Below are 20,803 nucleotides of genomic sequence, written 5' to 3'. Positions count from 1 at the left end.
CGCAGGTCGCGACGCCGGCCCGTCTTCGGGTGGCGCGGCCGACGTCCGGCCCGACCGGTCCGCACCCCTCGATTGTGCGAGCCACGCGCACTCGTCGCTGATCGGCCCCCACGGCCGTTGCCGAGGCCGTGGGGGCCGATCGCAGCGGCCCGACCAGCCGACCATCCGGGCGGCCGAGGTGCGAATCGAGCCGGAGTTCCGTGCGACGGGTTCAGCGCCGGTGGGCGAAGAGCGCGCGATAGTCGGAGCCGCCACGGAACCAGGCCAGGCCGGTGGGCCCGGCAGCGTAGAGCGCGGTGGCGTACGCGTCGGCGACCGTCAGGTCCGGGCCGACGACCGTCGCGGCGACGAGCTGGTTGGCCGGCTCGCCGGTGTGCGGGTCGACCACGTGCCCCTGACGCCCGGTCACCCCAGAGGTGCCGACGGCCCCCGCGGTCATCTCCAGCACCAGTGGCGCGCGCTCGGGTGCCGTCGGGTGGTGCACCGCCACCCGCCACGGCCCGCCGTGCGGCGCCCGGCCGCGGACCACCAGGTCGGCGCCGGCGAGTACGGCGTAGTCGTGGATGCCCGCGGCGCGCAGCCGGGCGGCGGCACGTTCCACGGCCCAGCCGCCCAGCAGGCCGCCCGGGTCGAAGCCGCCGGGCACCGCCCAGGCGTCGAACCAGCCGTCGGTGGCGGCCCGCATGGCCGTGCAGCGGTCCACCAGGTCGGCCAGCGGGGGGTACGACTCCGGGTTGATCTCTCCCCGCCGCAGCATGGAGACCAGGCTCTCCGGGCGGTTCGGGCCGTAGGTCAGGTCGACGGCGCGCAGCTCCGCGACGCTGTCCCGCAGCGCCTCGCCGACGCCTCGACGGCCGAGCCACTCGGGGGCGTTGAGCAGCAGGGTGTACTCGGCGGTCGCGGTGCGTACGGTGTGCTGCACGGCGATCCGGCCATCGGTGGCGGCGGTCGGGTCGATCCGGTGCCGGCGGCTGCCGAGCCGCAGGTCCGGCCGGCGGTTCCGGAACGCCGAAGGATCCGGCCAGCGGGTCCGCGGCTGCTCGTCGATGCGCATGGCACCTGCCCCCTCGCAGTTGACGTCGCGTCGTCACGACCACCGTTCGCGGGCCCCCTGACCCGCTGCCCCCACCGTAGGCAGCGGAGATGATCGCCCCATGAATCCCAGCTGAGAGGGTGTTGTGCATCCGGCTGTCCCAAATGTTGGAAGCATCGTACCGGGTTGCGGGACACCGACGTACCGTTGCCGAGACGGGGCAGTCGAGCGTGGGGAGTACGGGCGTGGCGCGGATCGCTGTGGTGGCCGGGGACGGCATCGGGCCCGAGGTGGTCGCGCAGGCTCGGAAGGTCCTCGACGCGGTGCTCCCCGGCGTGCAGGCCACCGAGTACGACCTCGGCGCCGCCCGCTGGCATCGTACCGGCGAGGTGCTGCCCGACTCGGTGCTGACCGAGCTGGCCGGGCACGACGCGATCCTACTCGGCGCGGTGGGTGACCCCACGGTTCCGCCGGGTGTCCTGGAACGAGGCCTGCTGCTCAAGCTCCGGTTCGCCTTCGACCAGTACGTCAATCTGCGCCCGTCGCGGCTCTGGCCCGGCGTCGCCGGTCCGCTGGGAAACGTGAAGCCCGGCGAGGTCGACCTGGTGGTGGTGCGCGAGGGCACCGAGGGGCTCTACGCCGGCGCCGGCGGCTCCCTGCACCGCGACACGCCCGCCGAGGTCGCCACCGAGGAGAGCCTCAACACCCGACACGGCGTGGAGCGGGTCATCCGTGATGCGTTCGCCCGCGCCGACCGCCGGGAGCGGCGCAAGGTCACCCTGGTGCACAAGACCAACGTGCTGACCCACGCCGGGTCGCTGTGGGCGCGCGCCTTCGAGGCGGTCGCCGCCGAGCACCCGGACGTCACGACGGAATACCAGCACGTCGACGCGGCCGCGATGTTCCTGGTGACCCAGCCGCAGCGCTACGACGTGGTGGTCACCGACAACCTGTTCGGCGACATCCTCACCGACATCGCCGCCGCGGTCACCGGCGGGATCGGGCTGGCCGCCAGCGGCTGCATCAACCCCGAGGGCGCGTACCCCTCGATGTTCGAGCCGGTGCACGGCTCGGCGCCGGACATCGCCGGGCAGGGCGTCGCCGACCCGGTGGCCGCGGTGCTCTCCGTCGCGCTGCTGCTGGAGCAGCTCGGGCACGCCGAGGCGGCGGCCCGGGTCAACGCGGCGGTCGCCGCCGAGCTGGCCGGCCGCACCCCGGGCTCGGCGCTGCGCACCGCCGAGGTCGGCGACCGGCTCGCCGCCCACGCCGTAGCCTGACCGCTCCGACCCGCCAGGGTCACCGGCGGCATCCGCCGGTCCGGGCAGTCCACCCGGTCCCGAGCGGCCCTACCCGCTGAACGACCGTTCGGGGTAAGTTTCTGGCACAACCATGTCGGTGTGCGATCCCGCATGCCGTTGTTCCCCAGGGAGGTCAGCGCGATGAGCGGTGGTGACAAGCTCGACTTCGAGATCCGTCCGAATCCCGCGCCGGTATCCGCCGCCGACCGGGCCGCCCTGCTGGCCAACCCGGGTTTCGGCCGCGTCTTCACCGACCACATGGTCACCGTGCGGTACGCCGACGGCAAGGGCTGGTACGACGCCCGCGTGGAGGCGCGTGGGCCGATCCCGATGGACCCGGCCAGCGCGGTGCTGCACTACGCGCAGGAGATCTTCGAGGGGCTGAAGGCGTACCGGACCGCGGACGGCGGCGTGACGATGTTCCGGCCGGACGCCAACGCCGCCCGGTTCGTCGAATCGGCGCAGCGGATGGCGATGCCGGCGCTGCCGCCCGAGGTGTTCGTCGACTCGCTGCACAAGCTCATCGAGATCGACCGGGAGTGGATCCCCACCGGCGAGGACGGCAGCCTCTACCTGCGGCCGTTCATGTTCGCCAGTGAGGTCTTCCTCGGCGTCCGCCCGGCCAACGAATACCTCTACATGGTGATCGCCTCGCCGGTCGGTGCGTACTTCAGCGGCGGGGTCAAGCCGGTCACGGTCTGGGTCTCTCCGGACTACACCCGGGCGGCGCCCGGTGGCACCGGCGCGGCCAAGTGCGGCGGCAACTACGCCGCGTCGCTGGCGGCCCAGGCCGAAGCCATCGACGCCGGCTGCGACCAGGTGGTCTTCCTCGACGCGGTGGAGCGCCGCTTCGTCGACGAGCTGGGTGGCATGAACGTCTTCTTCGTCTACGACGACGACTCGGTGGTCACCCCGCCGCTGACCGGCACGATCCTGCCGGGCATCACCCGGGACGCGATCATGACGCTGGCCGGTAAGGCCGGGCACCGGGTGGAGGAGCGGCCGGTCACGTTCGCCGACTGGCAGGCCGACGCGGCCAGCGGCCGGCTCCGCGAGGTCTTCGCCTGCGGCACCGCCGCGGTGATCACCCCGATCGGTCAGGTGCGCTTCCCCGACGGCGAGTTCCTGATCGGGGGCGGCGAGCCCGGCCGGGTCACCATGTCGCTGCGCCAGCAACTGGTCGACATCCAACGGGGCAAGGCCGCCGATCCGCACGGCTGGGTGCACCAGGTCCTCTGACGTCCCGCGCTGACCGGCCCGTTCCCACGGGCCGGTCAGCGCGGCCCGCTAGACCTCGTCGAGCAGGTGGTCGCGCAGGGCCGCGAGCTGCTCGTCGGTCACCCCGGCGTGGCGCAGGTACGCCTCGATCGAGCCGTGCCCCTCGCGCAGCTCGTCCAGGAACATCTGCATGGCCTCGGCGGGTGACGCCAAGAACGGCGCGGGCACCTCGGCCCCGTTCGGCATGGTGGCGGCCAGCCAGGCACTGAACCGGGCCGACGCCTCGCTGCTCAGCGCGTAGTCGGCGGTGATGTCGGCGTCGTCGACGCCCAGGACGGCGAGGGTGAGGGCGCAGACGATGCCGGTGCGGTCCTTGCCGGCCACGCAGTGCACCACCACCGGGGCATTCGCGGAATCCGCGATCAGTCCGATCGCCTCGGCCAGCCCCGCGGTGCCGGTCTGGGCCAGGTCGGCGTACCGGTCGGCGAGGTAGCGGGCCAGGTCGGTGCCCTTCTCGTGCGGCGTACCCGACCAGTCCTCGTGCTCCGGGTGGATGTGCCGGTAGGTCAGCCCCTGGTAGGCCGGCACCCGACCGTCGCGCTCCACCTCGGTGGGGCGGCGCAGGTCGATGACGGTGCGGATGCCGATCGCGGCGAACGCGTCCCGGTCCTGCTCGTCGAGGCGGTGCAGGGAGTCGGAGCGGTAGAGACGACCCCGGCGCACGGTGCGGCCGTCGTGGCCGGGGTAGCCACCGACGTCGCGGAAGTTGAAGGTCGCGGGCAGCGGGATGTGTCGTGTGTCCTCGGTGGCGTCCACGGTCACACGGTAACGGCCGGTGGGCTTTTCGCCCCACCGGCCGTTGGGTCCGATCGGTCAGCGCGCGGTGCCCGGCGGCAGCGCGCCGTACGTCTCGTCGTAGTAACCGCCCAGCTGGTCCCGGTACGTCGGGTCGCTGTGGCTGGTCTCGTCGTACTCCGGGGCGGCCTTGATCTGGTCCCGGGTGCGGTCGACGGAGACGGTGCGCTGGTCGTGGTCGACCTGGTTGACGGTGCCGGCGGGCAGCATCACCTTCTTGCCGAAGATCCACGGCCCGGTGTCCACGACCAGGTAGCTGCCGCCGACCTCGTGACTGGCGCTGTCGATCTTGCCGACTCCGCCGTCGGTGGCCTCGACCTTGTAGCCGACCAGGTCGGCGTCGGCCACTCCGGCCGCGTCCCGGTAGCGCCAGGGGTCGAAGGTGCCGGTCGGTGAACCGCCCGCCACGGCGCCCTGATCACCGCCGTGCAGCGGGTCGGGCCCGGCGTGGGCGGCGTGCGGGTCGATCCTGTCCATGCCGTTCACTCCTGACTGTCGCCGATCGTCTCTCGGCGTCGCTGGGTGCGTCCCCGCAGGAGCTACCCGGCGGTCGGGGTCCGGAAACGGCGACGGGCCGACGCCGTGGCACGGCGTCGGCCCGTCGGGGCGTACCTGGCTCAGGCCAGTGCCGCCTCGGCGTCCAGGGTGACCGCCGCGGCGTGCACCACGGCGGAGATGCGCAGGGCCTCGTGCACCTGCTCCCGGGTGAAGCCACTGCCGCGCAACGCCTTCTCGTGCGACTCCAGGCAGACCCCGCAGCCGGTGACCGCGGAGACGGCGAGGCACCACAGCTCGAAGTCGCCCTTGTCGACACCCGGTCGGGCGATGATCTGCATCCGCAGTCGGGCCGGCATCGAGGCGTACTGCTCGTCGCCGATCAGGTGCTTGGCCCGGTAGTAGATGTTGTTCATCGCCATGATGGCCGCGGCGCCCTTGGCCGCCTCGACGCCCTGGGGCCCGAGGTGCTCGACCGCCTCGGCGGCGATCTCGCGCAGCACCAGCGGGTTGCGGGCGGCGACCGCGCAGGCCAGCGCCGTGCCCCACGCCTGCGTCGGGGTCAGCGTCGACGTGCCGACGGTGGAGCCCAGGTTGAGCTTGATGTCCTTGGCGTACTCGGGCAGGGCCGCTTTGATCGCATCCAGGCCCACGATCAGACCCCGGCGCCGGCGAGCAGCGCGTTGGCGTCGAGGGTCTCGCCGCCCTTGTTCCAGTTGCACGGGCACAGCTCGTCGGTCTGCAGGGCGTCGAGCACCCGCAGCACCTCGGAGACGTTGCGGCCGACCGAGCCGGCGGTGACCATGGCGAACTGGATCTCGTTGTCGGGGTCGACGATGAACGTCGCGCGCTGGGCGACGCCGTCCGCGCCGAGGATGCCGCACGCCTCGGACAGCTCGCGCTTGATGTCGCTGAGCATCGGGAACGGCAGCTCCCGCAGGTCCGGGTGGTCCTTGCGCCACGCGTAGTGGACGAACTCGTTGTCCACCGACGCGCCGAGGACCTGCGCGTCCCGGTCGGCGAACTCGCCGTTGAGCCGGCCGAACTCGGCGATCTCCGTCGGGCAGATGAAGGTGAAGTCCTTCGGCCAGAAGAAGACCACCCGCCACTTGCCCTCGTGGGACTTGTGGTTGATCGTCTCGAATGCCTTGTCGGCGTCGAGCGACACGCAGGCGGTGAGTTCGTACTCGGGGAAGCGGTCACCGACAGTGAGCACATGTCCTCCTTGAGAGCGGCACGAGGGCCGGTAACTGGATCGTTTCCAGATGCTCCCGTACGCGTGTTTCTGCCGGTCAGTGGTCAGGTGACTTGTGAAGTCGATCACGAGCGGCGCGACCGGCACGGACGGCCACGTTCCGTCACCATCCCGCGATGTGGATAGGTTCTCCCAAAACCAGGGGACGGTGGCAGAATAAAGGCCGTGACCAGCACCATCCTGATTATTGCGACCTAGCGCGCCGGCTCTCCCTCCGCCGAGCGCGCAGACCTCCCGCATCCGCGGGAGGTCTTTTTGTTGCTCCGAGAAAGGATCCTGATGACGTTCCAGGTCTTCGACACGACATTGCGCGACGGCGCCCAGCGCGAGGGGCTCACCTACTCGGTGGTCGACAAGCTGGCGGTGGCCCGGCTGCTCGACGAGTTCGGTGTCGGCTTCATCGAGGGCGGCTGGCCGGGCGCGGTGCCCAAGGACACCGAGTTCTTCCGCCGGGCGCGCGCCGAACTGACTCTGCGGCACGCGGTGCTCGTCGCGTTCGGCGCGACCCGCAAGGCCGGCCTCGCGGTCGCCGACGACCCCCAGGTGCGTGCTCTGCTGGACGCGCAGACCCCGGCCGTCGCGCTGGTTGCCAAGGCCGACATCCGCCACGTCGAGCGTGCGCTGCGCACCACCGGCGCGGAGAACCTGGCGATGATCCACGACACCGTCAGCCACCTTGTCTCCGAGGGGCGCCGGGTGTTCGTCGACGGCGAGCACTTCTTCGACGGCTACCGCCACGACCCGGCGTACGGCGCGGCAGTGGTGCAGACCGCGCTCGCCGCGGGCGCCGAGCGGATGGTCCTCTGTGACACCAACGGCGGCATGCTGCCGTCCCAGGTGACCGCCGCGATCGTCGACCTGACCAGCCGACTCGGCGTCGACCCCGCGCTGTTCGGCATGCACGCGCAAAACGACACCGCGTGCGCCGTGGCCAACACGATCGCCGCCGTCGAGGCCGGTGTCCGCCACGTGCAGGGCACCGCCAACGGGTACGGCGAGCGCCCCGGCAACGCCGACATCTTCGCGGTCGTCGCCAACCTCCAGCTCAAGCTCGGCATGCCCGTCCTACCGGAGGGCTGCCTGGCGCAGATGGTGCGGGTCTCGCACGCCATCGCCGAGATCGCCAACATCGCCCCCGACACCCACCAGGCGTACGCCGGGGCCGCCGCCTTCGCCCACAAGGCCGGGCTGCACGCGAGCGCGATCAAGGTCGACCCGTTGCTCTACAACCACGTGGACCCGTCGGTGGTGGGCAACGACATGCGGATCCTGGTGACCGAGATGGCCGGTCGGGCCAGCGTCGAGCTCAAGAGCCGTGAGCTCGGCCTGGACCTGACCGACCGTCCGGAGGCGCTGACCCGGGTCACCAAGCGGGTCAAGGAGCTGGAGGCCGACGGCTGGTCCTTCGAGGCGGCGGACGCCTCCTTCGAGCTGCTGGTCCGCTCCGAGCTGCCGGAGGGCGGCCCGGCCCGGCCGTTCACCCTGGAGTCGTACCGGGTGCTGGTCGAGCACCGGGAGGACGGCGCGGTCGTCTCCGAGGCGACCGTGAAGATCCGGGTACGCGGCGAGCGGGTGATCGCCACCGCGGAGGGCAACGGCCCGGTCAACGCCCTGGACGAGGCGCTGCGGGTGGGGCTGGCGCGGCACTATCCGCGGCTTCGCGAGTTCGAGCTGGCCGACTACAAGGTGCGCATCCTGGAGGGCAGCCACGGCACCGGCGCCGTCACCCGGGTGCTCCTGGAGACAGCCGACGACAGCGGCCGCGACTGGACGACGGTGGGCGTGCACCCCAACGTCGTCGAGGCCAGTTGGCATGCCCTGGTCGACGCCCTCACCTACGGCCTGGCCCCCGCCTCCGCCACGACGCCAACTCCCTGACCTCCGCGATCCTGCACGGTGTGTCGACGGTCTGCGGCTTGTGCCCCGGACGTCGGGACGGGTCGGTAGGGGTCAGGCCGCGGGCAGGCGGAGGGTGGCCAGGACGGGGCGGTGGTCGCTGCCGGCCAGGTCGAACACGGTCACCTTGTCGGCGGCGATGCGGCGGTCGACAAGCACGTGGTCGATCGTGACCGGGGGGATGAGGTCACCGTCGTACGGGCCCCACGTGCCGGTCAGGCCCTCGCCGGTGGCGTCCGCGGCGTCGACGTAGCCGGTGCGCAGCAGTGCGCGCAGCGGCCCGTGGTCCAGGGTGGAGTTGAAGTCCCCGGCGAGGATCCGCAGGCCGCCGCCGGGGGTGGCCGGTGGCTGGGCGACCAGGTCGGCACGCCAGGCGCCGACCTGGTCCAGCGCGGACGGCGCCGCGGGGTGGGCCGACTCGACCCGTACCGGCGGGCCACCGGGGACGGCGAGCGTGCCGAACGCCTGGGTGAACCCCCAGCCACCGCGGTTGTTGCGGATGCCGGCGTCGCTGATCGGCCACCGCGAGTAGAGCGCGGACCCGGGCGTGCCGACGTGCGCGTTGAGCTGCCGGTAGGGCAGCAGCCGGTCGAGGCCGAGCCGGTCCAGGCTCGCCTGCGCCTCCGGAGTGAACTCCTGCACGGTGAGCACGTCGACCCGGTGCTGCCGGACCAGCTCGACAAGCGCCCCCGTGTCGGCGGCCCCGGCGAGCAGGTTGGCCGTGAGCAGCCGGATCGTCGGGCCGGTCGCCGCCGGCTGTGGCGCGGCCAGCGCCCGGGGCGCCACCACGCCGAGCAGTGCCACCGCGGCCAGGGCCGCGACCGCCGCCGGCCACCAGCGCCGCAGGGCGACCGTGAGGCCGAGGGCCAGCACGCTGAACCCGGCGACGTACGGAGTGAAGGCGAGCGCCTGCACAAGCGGCCCCCGGTCCAGCCCGGCCAGCCGCACGGTGGCCCAGGCGGCCGTGGGCCCGACGGCCGCCCAGCAGAGCGCCGTGCCGATCGGCAGCCGACGGCGGGTGGGTGCGGGTGGCACGTCGATGATCACGGCGCTCAGCCTAGCGGTCGGCGTCGCGCATATTTCGTGAATGCCGATGGGCTCACCTTTCACAATTATCTGACGGGTGGAATACACCGCCATAATGCGAGGTCAACTATTGACGTCAAGCTTTTTGCGGTGCTACGTTCCACCTGGTCAAAACGACGCAACGCTGAGTAGTAATCCCAGTTCAAGATGGGTATAGATCGTCCAGAAACCGAATCTCCCGGGGCTCTCAGCGCCGCCGTACATCTCATTTTCGGCAGTTATCCGTCCCGCCCCGCGGGTCGGCCGAATTCACCCGGTCACACAAGGGGGACCTGTCATGAACACATCCTTCCGACGTAAGGCGGCGGCGGTCACGTTCGCTGTCCTGGCGCTCACCCTGGCCGGTGGCGGGATCGCCATCGCCCAGCCGTCGGCGAAGGCACCGCAGGAGGCCGTCCAGCCGGCGTCCCGCGCCACGGGCGACGCCCAGCAACCGCCGGTCACGGCCCAGTCGGCCCGCAGCGCCAAGGCTGCGCTGGAGGCCGGCAAGGCCAGCACGCTGGCGACCGCCAACTTTTACACGGTCGTCAACGCCAACGGCACCAAGGCCCGCGGCGACGGCACGGTCATCAAGTTCGGCCCCGGCCAGTACGAGGTGCAACTCGGCGTGAACGTCTCGACCGGCGCCTTCCTGGCGACCATCTCGCGGTCCGACTCCTGCTGCATCCCGCCCGCTGGCGAGATCTCCGTCGCGCCCCGCCTCGGCACGCCCAACTCGGTCTTCATCCAGACCCGCAACTCGTCCGGCACCCCGGCCGACCGGGGCTTCACCCTGCTCACGCACACCTTCTGACCGAACCGACCGGACCGGCCCCCATGCCCGCGCGTGCGGGCCGGTCCACGTCCCGGCCCGGGCGTCCCGCTTCGGCCTGCTCGTGCCGGTGCTCCTCTTTCGGGCGACCCATCCCCGTGCGGACCACAACGGCCCGGTCCGGCCCCGACAATCCCACGTTTGCCGGGGCCCCGGCCCGGGAAGCAAGCACCGTGACGGACATCTCGGACACCCTGGCCAGCCTGCCCACCTCGGTCGATCCCGAGCCGACCGGCGCCGAGCTGGAACAGACCCTCTTCGAGGTCAAACGCGTGATCGTCGGGCAGGATCGGCTCGTCGAACGTCTGCTCACCGCACTCATCGCCAACGGGCACTGCCTTCTGGAGGGCGTGCCCGGCGTGGCCAAGACCCTCGCGGCGCAGACTCTCGCCACCGTGGTCGGCGGCACCTTCTCCCGGATCCAGTTCACCCCGGACCTGGTCCCCTCCGACATCGTCGGCACCCGGATCTACCGGGCCTCCAAGGAGACCTTCGACATCGAGCTGGGCCCGATCATGGCCAACCTGGTGCTCGCCGACGAGATCAACCGGGCGCCGGCCAAGGTCCAGTCGGCGCTGCTGGAGGCGATGGCCGAACGGCAGGTCTCCATCGGCGGGCGCAGCTGGCCGGTGCCGACGCCGTTCCTGGTGCTGGCCACCCAGAACCCGATCGAGTCCGAGGGGGTCTACCAGCTCCCCGAGGCGCAGCGCGACCGGTTCCTCATGAAGGTGGTCGTCGACTATCCCAGCGACGCCGACGAACTGGCCATCCTCTACCGGATGAGCACCGACCGGCCCAGCGCGCGTCAGGTGCTCGACCCGCAACGCCTGCGACTCCTGCAGACGCACGCCGAGCGGGTCTTCGTCCACCACGCCCTGGCCGAGTACGTGGTCCGGCTGATCCTCGCCACCCGCGACCCGGGCCGGTTCGGGCTGGCTGAGATCGCGCCGCTGCTGGCGTACGGCGCCAGCCCACGGGCGACGCTCGGTCTGGTCGCCGCCGCCCGCGCGCAGGCGCTGCTGCGGGGACGGGAGTACGTGTTGCCCGAGGACGTCCGGGAATTGGCGGTGGACGTCCTCTCCCACCGGCTGGTGCTCTCCTTCGACGCCGTGGCCGACGGGGTCTCGGCCGAGAGCCTGGTCCGGCGGCTCGTGGAGGCGGTGCCGCCGCCCCGGGTGGCCACCGGGCACCCCCAGCAGACCCCCGACCTGGCGGCGGCGTGAGACGCGCCGGCCGCACCTCGGTGGCCACGCCGCCCGACCCGGGCCTGGCCGAGCTGACCCCCGACCAGCGGCTGCGCCGACTGGAACTGACCGTCACCCGGAGACTCAACGGTCTGCTGCACGGCCAGTACCGTGGCCTGCTCCCCGGGCCGGGCAGCGAACCCGCCGGCAGCCGCGAGTACCGGCCGGGGGAGGACGAGGTCCGCCGGATGGACTGGGCGGTGACCGCCCGGACCGCCGTGCCGCACGTCCGACAGGTCGACGCCGACCGGGAACTCACCACCTGGCTGCTCGTCGACGCCAGCGCCAGCATGGAGTTCGGCACCGCCGAGCTGGACAAGCGGGAGCTGGCGGTGGCCGCCGTGGCGGCGGTGGGTTTCCTGACCGCAGGCATCGGCAACCGGTTGGGCGCCCAGGTGCTGGGCGCCGACGGGGTACGACGCTTTCCCGCCCGCAGCGGGCGTACCCATCTGCTCGGTCTGCTCCGCGCGCTGCTGACCGCGCCGCGCGCGACCGAGCCCGACGACCGGCCCCGGTCCCGGCTGGCGACCCCGCAGCCGGTCGCGGCGGCGGAGTTGGCGGACGGGCTGGACGCGGTGCACCGGGTCGCCAACCAGCGCGGGCTGGTCGTGGTGGTCTCCGACTTCCTCGACGGCCTGCCCGACGACCCCGACGAGCCGCCGCCCTGGGAGCGGACCCTGCGTCGGCTGTCCGCCCGCCACCAGGTGCTGGCGATCGAGGTGACCGACCCGCGCGAACTGGAACTTCCCGACGTCGGCCTGATCACGCTGGTCGACCCGGAGACCGGCCGTCGCCGCGAGGTGTGCACATCGGACCGCCGCCTGCGGGAGCGCTACGCCGCGGCCGCCGCCGTCCAGCGTGACCAGGTCCGCCAGGCGTTGCGCCGGAGCGCGGCGACACACCTGGCGCTGCGCACCGATCGGGACTTCAGCGCCGACATCGTCCGACACGTGCACGCCCAGCGGCGGATGGCCGCGGCGCCGGCCGGAGCCGTCCGGGGAGGTGCCGCGTGACCTGGGAGTCCCCGTTGCGGCTCTGGCTGCTGATCGGCGTGCTCGCGCTGGTCGGCGCGTACCTGGTGATGCAGCGCAGACGCAGCCAATACGCCGTCCGCTTCACCAACCTGCGGCTGCTGGACCGGGTGGCACCCGTTCGTCCGGCCTGGCGCCGGCACGTTCCGGCCGGACTGTTCCTGGCCATGCTGGCGCTGCTCGTGGTCGGCTTCGCCCGGCCCACCGCCGAGGTCCGGGTCCCCCGGGAACGCGCCACCGTGATGGTGGCCGTCGACGTGTCCACCTCCATGCTGGCCACCGACGTGGAGCCGGACCGGCTGGCGGCGGCCAAGCAGGCGGCCCGACGTTTCGTCGAGGGTCTGCCCGACGAGTTCAACGTGGGGCTTGTCGCGTTCGCCGGCAGCGCCGCCGTCCTGGTGCCGCCCGGCACCGACCGGGACGCCCTGGACGAGGGCATCGGTCGCCTCGCCGAGGGGGTGACCGGGGTGCAGGGCACCGCGATCGGTGAGGCCATCAACACCTCGCTCGGCGCGGTCAAGAGCCTGGACAGCGAGGCCGCCAAGGAGCCACCGCCGGCCCGGATCATCCTGCTCTCCGACGGAGCCAACACGTCGGGGATGGACCCGATGGAGGCGGCGGCGGAGGCGGTCGCGGCGAAGGTGCCGGTGCACGCGATCTCCTTCGGCACACCGTCGGGATTCGTGGACCGGGGCGGACGGCCGATCCAGGTGCCGGTCGACGGGCAGACCCTCAAGGCGGTCGCCGACGAGACCGGCGGAATGTTCCACGAGGCCAGCACCGTCGACGAGTTGCGCGCCGTCTACGACGACATCGGCAGCTCGGTCGGCTACCGCACCGAACGTCAGGACGTCTCGGCCCGGTTCATCGGCCTCGGACTGGTGTTCGCGATGGGTGCCGCCGCTGGCTCGATGCGCTGGTTCTCCCGACTGCCCTGATCCACCGCGCCGACGTCGACCGTGAGGAGTACGCATGGCAGTGCAGACCGGACTGGGCGAACCGCGCGGTCCCTGGTTCATCTCGCCGGAGCTCGACCCGGACGGGCGCGGGTGGTGGGACGCGCCCGGCTCGGGGCGGGACCCCGGCGGGCGACGCCCCGGCCGGCTGCTCGCCGCGTTGGCGATCGTGGCGGTGTCGGCCGTCTCGGGCGCCCTGGCCGGCGGCGTGGTGGCCAGCCGGGACGGCGCGGGGCCGTCCGCGGCGTCCGCCGCACCGGTGCCGGCGGAGTTGGTCACCGCCGCCGAGCGGACCGTGCCCGGTGTGGTGTCGGTGCTCGCCGGCGGCGCGAACGGCGCTTCCGCGACCGGCTCCGGGTTCGCCATCGACGACCAGCAGCACCTGGTCACCAACGACCACATCCTGGCCAAGGCCGGTGGTGGGCCGGTCACGGTGGAGCTGCCCGACGGCCGCCGGTACGAGGCCGAGGTGATCGGCAGGGAGCCGCGCAGCGACCTGGCGGTGCTGAAGGTGCCACCGTCGGCAGGCCTCGCCCCGTTGCCGCTGGCCAAGCCGGGCGCCACCCGGGTCGGTGAGCCGGTACTGGCGGTGGGCTCACCGCTGGGGCTGTCCGGGACGGTCACCGCGGGCATCGTCAGCGCGCTGGACCGCCAGGTGCGGTTGGGCAACAACCGGCACCGCGCGGTGCAGACCGACGCGTCGATCAACCCCGGCAACTCGGGCGGGCCGCTGGTCAACGCCCGAGGCGAGGTGGTCGGGGTGAACACCGCGATCGCCACCATCGACGGCAACGGGTCGATCGGCATCGGCTTCGCCATCCCGATCGATCAGGTGCAGCAGACCGCCGACACGATCATCGGCAAGGGCGGCTGAGCTGCCCGGACGGCCCGTCGGGTCGCCTCCATTGTCGGATATCCGGCCACACGTCATCGGGCCATGGAAATATGACGCTCGATATGGATACTGGCGGAGGTGGAGCGTCCTCTTCTCACGGTCCTCCTGCTGGTGGGCCTGGTCATCGGATGTGCGGTGGGGTCGGCGTACGCCCGGGCGCGACGCGGGTGGACCGATTACCAGACCGCGAAGAAATCGGTGCCCGGCGCTCGCCGCGGCGCGTGGGTGCTGATCCGCGGGGTCGCGCTGAAGGCCGCGGTGATCGGGTTGCTGCTGTTCGGCGCCGTGGCGTACGCCGCGGTCGGTTCGGACGACGAGACCGCCGGTCCGGCGCCGAGCCCGTCCACCACGCAGAGTGAGCCTCCGCGCCGGTGACCCGGGGCGGGCTGCGGCGGGCTAGCCTCGGGGCGTGGACGACGGACTGCGGGTGACCGATCGGTGGGTCGTCCCCGCCGGGGAGCTGCGGGAGCGCTTCTCCCGCTCGTCCGGCCCCGGCGGGCAGGGCGTGAACACCGCCGACTCCCGGGTCGAGCTGAGCTACGACCTGGCCAACTCTCCGGCCGTGCCCGAGTCGCTGCGGGCGCGGGCGCTGGCACGGCTCGCCAACCGACTGGTGGACGGTGTGCTGACGATCGCGGCCAGCGAGCACCGGGCGCAGCTTGCGAACCGGGAGGCGGCCCGCGAGCGGATGCTTGCGCTGTTGCGCGAGGCCGCCGCCCCGCCCCCGCCGCCGCGTCGGGCGACCAGGCCGTCCCGGGGCGCCAAGGAACGTCGGCTGGCCGAGAAGAAGCGCCAGTCGCAGCGCAAGCGCGACCGCCGCGTCGACGGCGAGTAGTCATCGTCACCGAGCCGTGTGAGTGACCCCTCTGACTGGCGAGTGACAGAATCTGGAATCTGTCAGCCGAAGTGTGTATGGTCGGCAGGTCACCCAGGAGAGGAACCCCCCATGGACACCCGCACCCTCGGCACCTCCGGCCCCACCGTCTCCGCGCTCGGGCTCGGCCTGATGGGCATGTCGGACCTCTACGGCCCCGCCGACGAGGCCGAGAGCATCGCCACCATCCACGCCGCACTGGACGCCGGCATCACCCTGCTCGACACGGGCGACTTCTACGGGATGGGCCACAACGAGATGCTGCTGCGGGAGGCGCTGCGCGGCCGCAACCGGGACAACGCGGTGATCAGCGTGAAGTTCGGCGCGCTGCGCGACGTCGACGGCGGTTGGAACGGCAACGACGTCCGACCCGTCGCGATCAAGAACTTCCTGGCGTACACGCTGCGCCGGCTCGGCACGGACCACGTCGACATCTACCGCCCCGCCCGGCTCGCCCCGGACGTGCCGGTGGAGGAGGTCGTGGGCACCCTGGCCGAGCTGGTCAAGGCGGGTCACGTCCGGCACATCGGCCTGTCCGAGGTGAGCGCCGAGACGCTGCGCCGGGCGCACGCCGTGCACCCCATCAGCGACCTCCAGATCGAGTACTCGATGATCTCCCGCGCCCCCGAGGCCGAGATCCTGCCGACGGCGCGTGAGCTGGGCGTCGGGATCACCGCGTACGGGGTGCTCTCCCGAGGGCTGATCAGCGGCCACTGGACGGCGGGGCGGGAGACCGCCGGCACCGACTTCCGCAGCCACCTGCCGCGCTTCGCCGGCGCGAACCTGGACCGCAACCTCGCCCTCGTGGACGCGCTGCGCGCCATCGCCGAGGCGCGGGGCGTCACCGTGGCGCAGATCGCCATCGCCTGGGTGCTCGCCCGGGGCGAGACCGTCGTACCCCTGATCGGCGCCCGCCGCCGGGACCGGCTCACCGAGGCCCTCGGCGCCGCCGCGGTCACGCTGACCGAGACGGACCTGGCCGCCATCGAGGCCGCCGTCCCCGCCGACGCGGTGGCCGGCAGCCGGTACGACGAGGCGCAGATGGCGTTCCTGGACAGCGAGCGGTCATGACGACCCGGTCGTGGCGCGACCGCCGGCCGGGGGTCGCGCCACGACCGGCGGCGCGGTCAGGGAGGCTGGGACGATGAGCGACACCACCGCCCTGACCGCCGACCGCATCCTCGACACCGCCGAGGAGGTGCTGCGCCGGTACGGCCCGGCGAAGGCCACCGTGCTGGACGTCGCCCGCGCGCTGGGCGTCAGCCACGGCAGCGTCTACCGGCACTTCGCCAGCAAGGCCGCGCTGCGCGAGGCGGTCGCCGAACGCTGGCTGGCCCGGGTCTCCACCCCGCTGATCGACGTCGCCACCGGCACCGACCCGGCCCCCCAGCGGTTGCGCCGGTGGCTGGCCGAGCTGAGCGGCACCAAGCGGCGGATGGCCCGCGAGGACCCGGAGCTGTTCGACAACTTCCACCAGCTCGCCACGCTCTCCGAGGGGGCGGTCGCCAACCACCTGGAGGTTCTCGCCGGTCAGCTCAGCCTGATCGTCGCGGACGGAGTGGCCGCCGGCGAGTTCACCGTGCCCGACCCGGCGGTGGCCGGCCGTGCGCTGCTGCAGGCCACCGCGCGGTTCCACCACCCGTCGCACCGGACGGAGTGGAACGAGCCCGGCCTCGACGACGATTTGGCCGCGGTGGTCGCGCTGCTTCTCGACGGCCTGCGAGCCCGCTCGCGCTGACGCCGGGCCGGGCGACGGCACGGGCCAGCCGCCCGACCGCGCAGGGCCGTCGACGGTCAGCCGGGGACGGCGGCCAGCAGCCGGTCGCGGAGCACCGCCGCACGGTCGGCGAACCCGCGCTGCGCCGCGGCGTACTCCGCCCGGCCCTCCGGGGTCTCCACCCGTACCGGAGGGTGACCGAGGGCCGCCAGGTCGTACGGGCTGGCCCGCATGTCCAACGTGCGGATCTCCCGGGCCAGCTCGAAACAGTCCGCGACCAGCTCGGAGGGCACCAGCGGCGACAACTTGTACGCCCACTTGTAGAGGTCCATGTTGGCGTGCAGACAGCCCGGCTGCTCGTGCGCGTGCTGCGTCTCCCGGGTTGGGGTGAGCAGGTTCAACGGCCGGGCCGGCGGGGTGAAGAACCGGAACGCGTCGAAGTGGCTGCACCGCACCCCGCGCTCCTCGACGACCGCGGCGGTCCGCTCCGGATCCAACCGCAACGGCCAGGCGTTGTGCCGCAGTTCCTCGCGGGTCTGCCGGTACACCATCGCCCACTCGTGCATCCCGAAGCAGCCGAAGTGCGCCGGTCGTCCGGCCGTGGCCGCCAACAGCGAGCGGATCCACGCGATCGACTCGCCGCGCCGCCCGCGTACCGCCTCGGTGTCGAGGGTGACCCCGGCGGTGGTGGCGCGGTAGTCCCGGCCGAACTCGGCCGGGTCCGCGTCGCGCAGCTCGACCCCCGCGCCCGGGTGCCAGCGGCGCAGCTGCGCCGGCCGGTGCGAGTAGTAGGTGAACAGGAAGTCGGCCACCGGGTGCCGCTCACCCCGACGTCGCCGGGCCAGGTGCGGCGTGAGCCACCCGTCCACCCGCTCCTCGTGGGCCCGGCGGCGCTCACGCCAGGCCGCCACGTCGAGCACGGCGGGGGCGAGGGCGGCGGTCACGGACCCCAGGGTACGACCGCCGCCCCGTCGCCGGTCAGGGCGTGTGCACCCGGACGCCGGCGGAGAACACGCCGCTGCGCAGCTCCAGCTGCTGAGGCGGGTCCCGCCCGTCGACGGTGAACACCAGCGGGAGCACCACCCGACTGCCCGCGGCCACCGGGTTGGCGAAGACGTCCCGACCCAGGTTGGCCGCCCGGGTGGCCGGCTCGTCCGTGCTCACCCACCGGCCACCCGGCAGGTAGGCGCGTTGCAGCTGGCCGTGCCAGGGCTGCGGGGTGCCGGTGACGTTGCGCACACCCACGGTGGCCTGGCAGCGCCGACCCCCGGCGGGTGCCGCGCCGGTCCCGCTGGCCGCGTCCGCCGCGCCACAGGTCATCCGGTAGACGGTGAACTCGAACGCGGACTCCTGCAGCGGCACGCCCACCGGCCCGGAGACCCCGGTGCCCATCCACGCGCCGCTGGTCGGCTGCTTCTGGGTGTCGATGGACGACACCTGCCGGGTCGCCGTCCAGCCGGCCGTGCCGATCACGCCCGCCAGCACCACCACCGCCGCGCCGACCAGCAGCCAGACCGGCGGCGTACGCCGCCGTCGGCGCGGGCCGGGAGTCGCCGGACGTGGGTAGATCGTCCCGCGTCCATCGTCCGGCGTCGCGTTGGTGGCCAGGGCGGCGGCGGTCACCCGCCGTCCGCGCCGTCCGCGCCGTCGACGCCACACCCACGCCACGAGGGCGCTGAGCAGCAGCAGAACGCCCAACCCGGCGAGCAGCACCGGATACCGCCGCCAGGGCGGGGCCGCGGTGACCTCGGCCGCCGGACCTGCGGCCCCCTGCCAGGTGGCGGTGGCGCAGTCGTACGGCCGGCTGCCGTCACTGGTGAACGCGCAGGCCGGCGCCGCCAGCGGCTGGCCCGGCGCGACCGCGGTCAGCGCGGTGCCCAGCGTGGTGGTGCTGTGCGCGGGCAGCCGCAACCGCCAGGTCACCTCGGCCGTGGACCCGCCGGAGCGGCTGGACCGCCCGCCCCCGCTGATCGCGGTGGGCGACGACCCGGACGGCAGCTCCTGGCGCACCGTCGTGTCGAGCGGCGAGTTGCCCACATTCCGGACGTGGATCCGGTACCGGGGCGCCGGGCTGCTCTCCGACGCGACCGCCACCGTGACCGGAGGCGGGGGCGCGGACACCGGCACCCGCGACGGCGGTGCCACCGCCGGTGGCGCCGAGGGCGGGGTGGGCTCCGCGCTCGCCGCCACGGGCACCCGCGCGGCCACCGCCACCGCCGACGGCGCCGGGCTGACGGACGCGGGCGGCGTGACCGCCGTCGCTCCGGGCGCTGGTGCCGTCGGACGTGGCGTCGGCGCGGCTGGTCGTGGCACGGGCGCGGCTGGTTGTGGCGTGGCGGCCGCTGGTCGTTGCGCGACCGCCGCCTCCGGGGCCGCCGCGGGCAGGGCCGGCACGGCGGCGAGGATGCCGAGGCAGTGTACGAACACCGCGAGGGCTCTGTGGTGTCGTGTCGATGCAGGCATACGAACGAACCTCCGGAGCCGACGCTAGGGGTGCGCGCCCTCCGTGCGGGTACGAAGTCGAGAAACCCGCCCCGGCCGCCCAGACCTGCGCTAAGGTGCCGCGACGCTGACGGGTTGCGCACACCCGACGGCCCGTTGTGGCCGGTGAACGGGTCGGCGGGGCTAGATTGGCCGGGTGCGTATCGCTCGTTTCGCTCATGCCAAGGGAATGTCGTTCGGAGCCGTCGAGGGCGAGCCGGAGGCCGGGCCGCAGGGCCTGACCATCGCCGAGATCGAGGGTCACCCGTTCGGCCAGCTCTCCTTCAGTGGGGCCCGCTGGGCCCTTTCCGACGTCCGGCTGCTCTCGCCGATCCTGCCCAGCAAGGTGGTCTGCGTGGGCCGCAACTACGCCGACCACGCCGCCGAGCTCGGCAACGAGGTGCCCAAGGAGCCGTTGCTCTTCCTCAAGCCGTCCACCTCGGTGATCGGTCCCCGGGACGCCATCCGGTTGCCGATCTTCTCCAAGCAGGTCGAGCACGAGGCGGAGTTGGCGGTCGTGATCGGCGCGCCGGGCGCCCGCCGGGCCGACCGGGCCGCCGCCGAACGTGCCATCTTCGGCTACACCTGCGCCAACGACGTGACCGCCCGGGACCTGCAGCGCTCGGACGGGCAGTGGACCCGCGCCAAGGGCTTCGACTCGTTCTGCCCGATCGGTCCGTGGATCACCACCGGGCTGGACGTCTCCGACCTGGAGATCCGCTGTGAGGTGGGTCGCAACCCCGACGAGATGGAGGTACGCCAGCTCGGCCGCACGAAGGACATGGTCTTCGACGTGGCCGGCCTGGTGTCGTACATCTCGCACGTGATGACCCTGCTGCCCGGCGACGTGGTGCTCACCGGCACTCCGGCGGGGGTTAGCCCTCTCGTCGAGGGGGATACGGTCACCGTGCGGATCGAGGGCATCGGCGAGCTCAGCAACCCGGTGGTCCCCGTCGCCTGATCCGTCCGATGCCCCTGTTTCCGCAGCTCACGGGCGGTTCGGGGGGATCGGATTTGGCCTGTCGGCACCGGGAGGGTAATGTTCACTCCCGGCGCCGCAAGGGGCCAATGGGGTATGGGGTAATTGGCAGCCCGACTGATTCTGGTTCAGTTAGTCTAGGTTCGAGTCCTGGTACCCCAGCGCAGCTGGGATTCGCGAGAATCCCGGACGCTGGATTCTGACGGAGTTCGACTCCGCCCCTCCGGGGGCGGAGAGTGGTCTCTGGTAGAGTGCAGCTCCTCCGCCCGCGAGGGTGGGGGAGCGAAAGTGGTTCTGGCCCCGTCGTCTAGTGGCCCAGGACGCCGCCCTCTCAAGGCGGTAGCGCCGGTTCGAATCCGGTCGGGGCTACATCTGTGCACAACCCGTCTCACCTTGGTGAGGCGGGTTGTTTCGTTGCTACGCACGGCCGTCCACGGTGCCCAGACCCCACGCTCGCCCCGACGGACGGTGCCGCTAGACTACAGCGGCACCGCCTGCGAAGGCGGTGAACAGGAAGTTCTGGCCCCGTCGTCTAGCGGCCCAGGACGCCGCCCTCTCAAGGCGGTAGCGCCGGTTCGAATCCGGTCGGGGCTACAGATCAAAGGCTCACCTCGCTCCGCGAGGTGAGCCTTTCCCGTTCCCACCCCCACCCGCCCGGCCCTCGCCCGGCCTCCCACCT

General features: G+C 72.8%; 21 protein-coding genes and 3 tRNA genes. 16 read left to right on the top strand and 8 right to left on the bottom strand.

What is annotated here, in order from left to right; translation table 11 throughout:
- Nucleotides 1-211: 211 nt before the first annotated feature.
- On the bottom strand, nt 212-1,054 hold the full coding sequence (locus ABZU53_RS20235) for an FAD:protein FMN transferase (protein WP_355067006.1): 843 nt from the start codon (nt 1,052-1,054) through the stop codon (nt 212-214).
- A 224-nt stretch (nt 1,055-1,278) separates the two neighbouring features.
- Between ABZU53_RS20235 and ABZU53_RS20230 the strand changes: the two genes are divergently transcribed.
- Nucleotides 1,279-2,310 carry a 3-isopropylmalate dehydrogenase gene (locus tag ABZU53_RS20230; protein ID WP_355067005.1) on the top strand — a complete coding sequence of 344 codons (1,032 nt, stop codon included), beginning with the start codon at nt 1,279-1,281 and terminating at the stop codon, nt 2,308-2,310.
- A 162-nt stretch (nt 2,311-2,472) separates the two neighbouring features.
- The gene (locus ABZU53_RS20225; RefSeq protein WP_355067004.1) at nt 2,473-3,570 is read left to right on the top strand and encodes a branched-chain amino acid aminotransferase; all 1,098 of its coding nucleotides are present in this window, start codon (nt 2,473-2,475) and stop codon (nt 3,568-3,570) included.
- A 48-nt stretch (nt 3,571-3,618) separates the two neighbouring features.
- On the opposite strand, the gene ABZU53_RS20220 is transcribed toward ABZU53_RS20225, so the two are convergent.
- From ABZU53_RS20220 to ABZU53_RS20205, 4 genes are all read right to left on the bottom strand, one after another.
- On the bottom strand, nt 3,619-4,365 hold the full coding sequence (locus ABZU53_RS20220) for a tyrosine-protein phosphatase (RefSeq protein ID WP_355067003.1): 747 nt from the start codon (nt 4,363-4,365) through the stop codon (nt 3,619-3,621).
- A gap of 57 nt (nt 4,366-4,422) precedes the next feature.
- The gene (locus ABZU53_RS20215) at nt 4,423-4,881 is read right to left on the bottom strand and encodes a PRC-barrel domain containing protein (protein WP_355067002.1); all 459 of its coding nucleotides are present in this window, start codon (nt 4,879-4,881) and stop codon (nt 4,423-4,425) included.
- A gap of 140 nt (nt 4,882-5,021) precedes the next feature.
- Entirely contained in the window at nt 5,022-5,552 is a 531-nt protein-coding gene (locus ABZU53_RS20210) for a carboxymuconolactone decarboxylase family protein (protein WP_354858710.1), read from the bottom strand.
- A 2-nt stretch (nt 5,553-5,554) separates the two neighbouring features.
- Nucleotides 5,555-6,115 carry a peroxiredoxin gene (locus ABZU53_RS20205; RefSeq protein ID WP_355067001.1) on the bottom strand — a complete coding sequence of 187 codons (561 nt, stop codon included), beginning with the start codon at nt 6,113-6,115 and terminating at the stop codon, nt 5,555-5,557.
- Nucleotides 6,116-6,433: 318 nt separating this feature from the next.
- Between ABZU53_RS20205 and cimA the strand changes: the two genes are divergently transcribed.
- Nucleotides 6,434-8,032, top strand: coding sequence for a citramalate synthase (gene cimA, locus ABZU53_RS20200; protein WP_354858716.1), 1,599 nt, complete (start codon nt 6,434-6,436; stop codon nt 8,030-8,032).
- A 72-nt stretch (nt 8,033-8,104) separates the two neighbouring features.
- On the opposite strand, the gene ABZU53_RS20195 is transcribed toward cimA, so the two are convergent.
- Nucleotides 8,105-9,091: an endonuclease/exonuclease/phosphatase family protein gene (locus ABZU53_RS20195; protein WP_355067028.1), complete on the bottom strand. Its 987-nt coding sequence runs from the start codon at nt 9,089-9,091 to the stop codon at nt 8,105-8,107.
- Between the two features lie 322 nt (nt 9,092-9,413).
- Here ABZU53_RS20195 and ABZU53_RS20190 point away from each other — a divergent pair, with 322 nt between their 5' ends.
- The 9 genes from ABZU53_RS20190 (at nt 9,414) to ABZU53_RS20150 (ending at nt 16,685) form a co-directional block, all read left to right on the top strand.
- Entirely contained in the window at nt 9,414-9,929 is a 516-nt protein-coding gene (locus ABZU53_RS20190) for a hypothetical protein (RefSeq protein ID WP_354858719.1), read from the top strand.
- Nucleotides 9,930-10,120: 191 nt separating this feature from the next.
- Nucleotides 10,121-11,170 (top strand): MoxR family ATPase, encoded by a 1,050-nt coding sequence (locus ABZU53_RS20185; protein WP_354858720.1) that lies wholly within the window; start codon nt 10,121-10,123, stop codon nt 11,168-11,170.
- Nucleotides 11,167-12,204, top strand: coding sequence for a DUF58 domain-containing protein (locus ABZU53_RS20180; RefSeq protein ID WP_354858722.1), 1,038 nt, complete (start codon nt 11,167-11,169; stop codon nt 12,202-12,204). Before ABZU53_RS20185 ends, ABZU53_RS20180 begins: the two co-directional genes overlap by 4 nt.
- On the top strand, nt 12,201-13,160 hold the full coding sequence (locus ABZU53_RS20175; RefSeq protein WP_354858724.1) for a VWA domain-containing protein: 960 nt from the start codon (nt 12,201-12,203) through the stop codon (nt 13,158-13,160). The genes ABZU53_RS20180 and ABZU53_RS20175 overlap by 4 nt, the downstream gene beginning before the upstream one ends.
- 34 nt (nt 13,161-13,194) lie before the next feature.
- The gene (locus ABZU53_RS20170) at nt 13,195-14,052 is read left to right on the top strand and encodes a trypsin-like peptidase domain-containing protein (protein WP_355067000.1); all 858 of its coding nucleotides are present in this window, start codon (nt 13,195-13,197) and stop codon (nt 14,050-14,052) included.
- A 99-nt stretch (nt 14,053-14,151) separates the two neighbouring features.
- On the top strand, nt 14,152-14,448 hold the full coding sequence (locus tag ABZU53_RS20165; RefSeq protein ID WP_354858729.1) for a hypothetical protein: 297 nt from the start codon (nt 14,152-14,154) through the stop codon (nt 14,446-14,448).
- Between the two features lie 34 nt (nt 14,449-14,482).
- Nucleotides 14,483-14,908 (top strand): alternative ribosome rescue aminoacyl-tRNA hydrolase ArfB, encoded by a 426-nt coding sequence (arfB, locus tag ABZU53_RS20160; protein WP_354858732.1) that lies wholly within the window; start codon nt 14,483-14,485, stop codon nt 14,906-14,908.
- Between the two features lie 111 nt (nt 14,909-15,019).
- Nucleotides 15,020-16,018, top strand: coding sequence for an aldo/keto reductase (locus tag ABZU53_RS20155; RefSeq protein ID WP_355066999.1), 999 nt, complete (start codon nt 15,020-15,022; stop codon nt 16,016-16,018).
- A gap of 73 nt (nt 16,019-16,091) precedes the next feature.
- The gene (locus ABZU53_RS20150; RefSeq protein WP_354863245.1) at nt 16,092-16,685 is read left to right on the top strand and encodes a TetR family transcriptional regulator; all 594 of its coding nucleotides are present in this window, start codon (nt 16,092-16,094) and stop codon (nt 16,683-16,685) included.
- Nucleotides 16,686-16,741: 56 nt separating this feature from the next.
- On the opposite strand, the gene ABZU53_RS20145 is transcribed toward ABZU53_RS20150, so the two are convergent.
- Both ABZU53_RS20145 and ABZU53_RS20140 read right to left on the bottom strand, forming a co-directional pair.
- Nucleotides 16,742-17,608, bottom strand: coding sequence for a 3-methyladenine DNA glycosylase (locus tag ABZU53_RS20145; RefSeq protein WP_354863246.1), 867 nt, complete (start codon nt 17,606-17,608; stop codon nt 16,742-16,744).
- A gap of 34 nt (nt 17,609-17,642) precedes the next feature.
- Nucleotides 17,643-19,127 (bottom strand): hypothetical protein, encoded by a 1,485-nt coding sequence (locus ABZU53_RS20140; protein WP_355066998.1) that lies wholly within the window; start codon nt 19,125-19,127, stop codon nt 17,643-17,645.
- 175 nt (nt 19,128-19,302) lie between these two features.
- Here ABZU53_RS20140 and ABZU53_RS20135 point away from each other — a divergent pair, with 175 nt between their 5' ends.
- From ABZU53_RS20135 to ABZU53_RS20120, 4 genes are all read left to right on the top strand, one after another.
- Nucleotides 19,303-20,106, top strand: coding sequence for a fumarylacetoacetate hydrolase family protein (locus tag ABZU53_RS20135; protein WP_234591312.1), 804 nt, complete (start codon nt 19,303-19,305; stop codon nt 20,104-20,106).
- A gap of 108 nt (nt 20,107-20,214) precedes the next feature.
- Nucleotides 20,215-20,286: transfer RNA gene (locus tag ABZU53_RS20130), tRNA-Gln, on the top strand.
- A gap of 134 nt (nt 20,287-20,420) precedes the next feature.
- A tRNA-Glu gene (locus ABZU53_RS20125) sits at nt 20,421-20,493 on the top strand.
- Between the two features lie 152 nt (nt 20,494-20,645).
- Nucleotides 20,646-20,718, top strand: a tRNA-Glu gene (locus tag ABZU53_RS20120).
- Nucleotides 20,719-20,803 lie beyond the last annotated feature (85 nt).

Origin of the sequence: Micromonospora sp. NPDC005194 (assembly GCF_040608335.1) — a bacterium.
Taxonomy (GTDB): Bacteria; Actinomycetota; Actinomycetes; order Mycobacteriales; family Micromonosporaceae; genus Micromonospora.
Note: the sequence above shows the minus strand (reverse complement) of the source record. Positions and strands in the feature narration are given on the sequence as shown.

Bases quoted from the DNA above. Each gene is read 5' to 3' on its own strand.
- ABZU53_RS20150 (WP_354863245.1), top strand. From the start codon at position 16,092: ATGAGCGACACCACCGCCCTGACCGCCGACCGCATCCTCGACACCGCC.
- ABZU53_RS20155 (WP_355066999.1), top strand. From the start codon at position 15,020: ATGGACACCCGCACCCTCGGCACCTCCGGCCCCACCGTCTCCGCGCTC.
- ABZU53_RS20235 (WP_355067006.1), bottom strand. From the start codon at position 1,054: ATGCGCATCGACGAGCAGCCGCGGACCCGCTGGCCGGATCCTTCGGCG.
- cimA (WP_354858716.1), top strand. From the start codon at position 6,434: ATGACGTTCCAGGTCTTCGACACGACATTGCGCGACGGCGCCCAGCGC.
- ABZU53_RS20215 (WP_355067002.1), bottom strand. From the start codon at position 4,881: ATGGACAGGATCGACCCGCACGCCGCCCACGCCGGGCCCGACCCGCTG.
- ABZU53_RS20140 (WP_355066998.1), bottom strand. From the start codon at position 19,127: ATGCCTGCATCGACACGACACCACAGAGCCCTCGCGGTGTTCGTACAC.
- ABZU53_RS20170 (WP_355067000.1), top strand. From the start codon at position 13,195: ATGGCAGTGCAGACCGGACTGGGCGAACCGCGCGGTCCCTGGTTCATC.
- ABZU53_RS20225 (WP_355067004.1), top strand. From the start codon at position 2,473: ATGAGCGGTGGTGACAAGCTCGACTTCGAGATCCGTCCGAATCCCGCG.
- ABZU53_RS20190 (WP_354858719.1), top strand. From the start codon at position 9,414: ATGAACACATCCTTCCGACGTAAGGCGGCGGCGGTCACGTTCGCTGTC.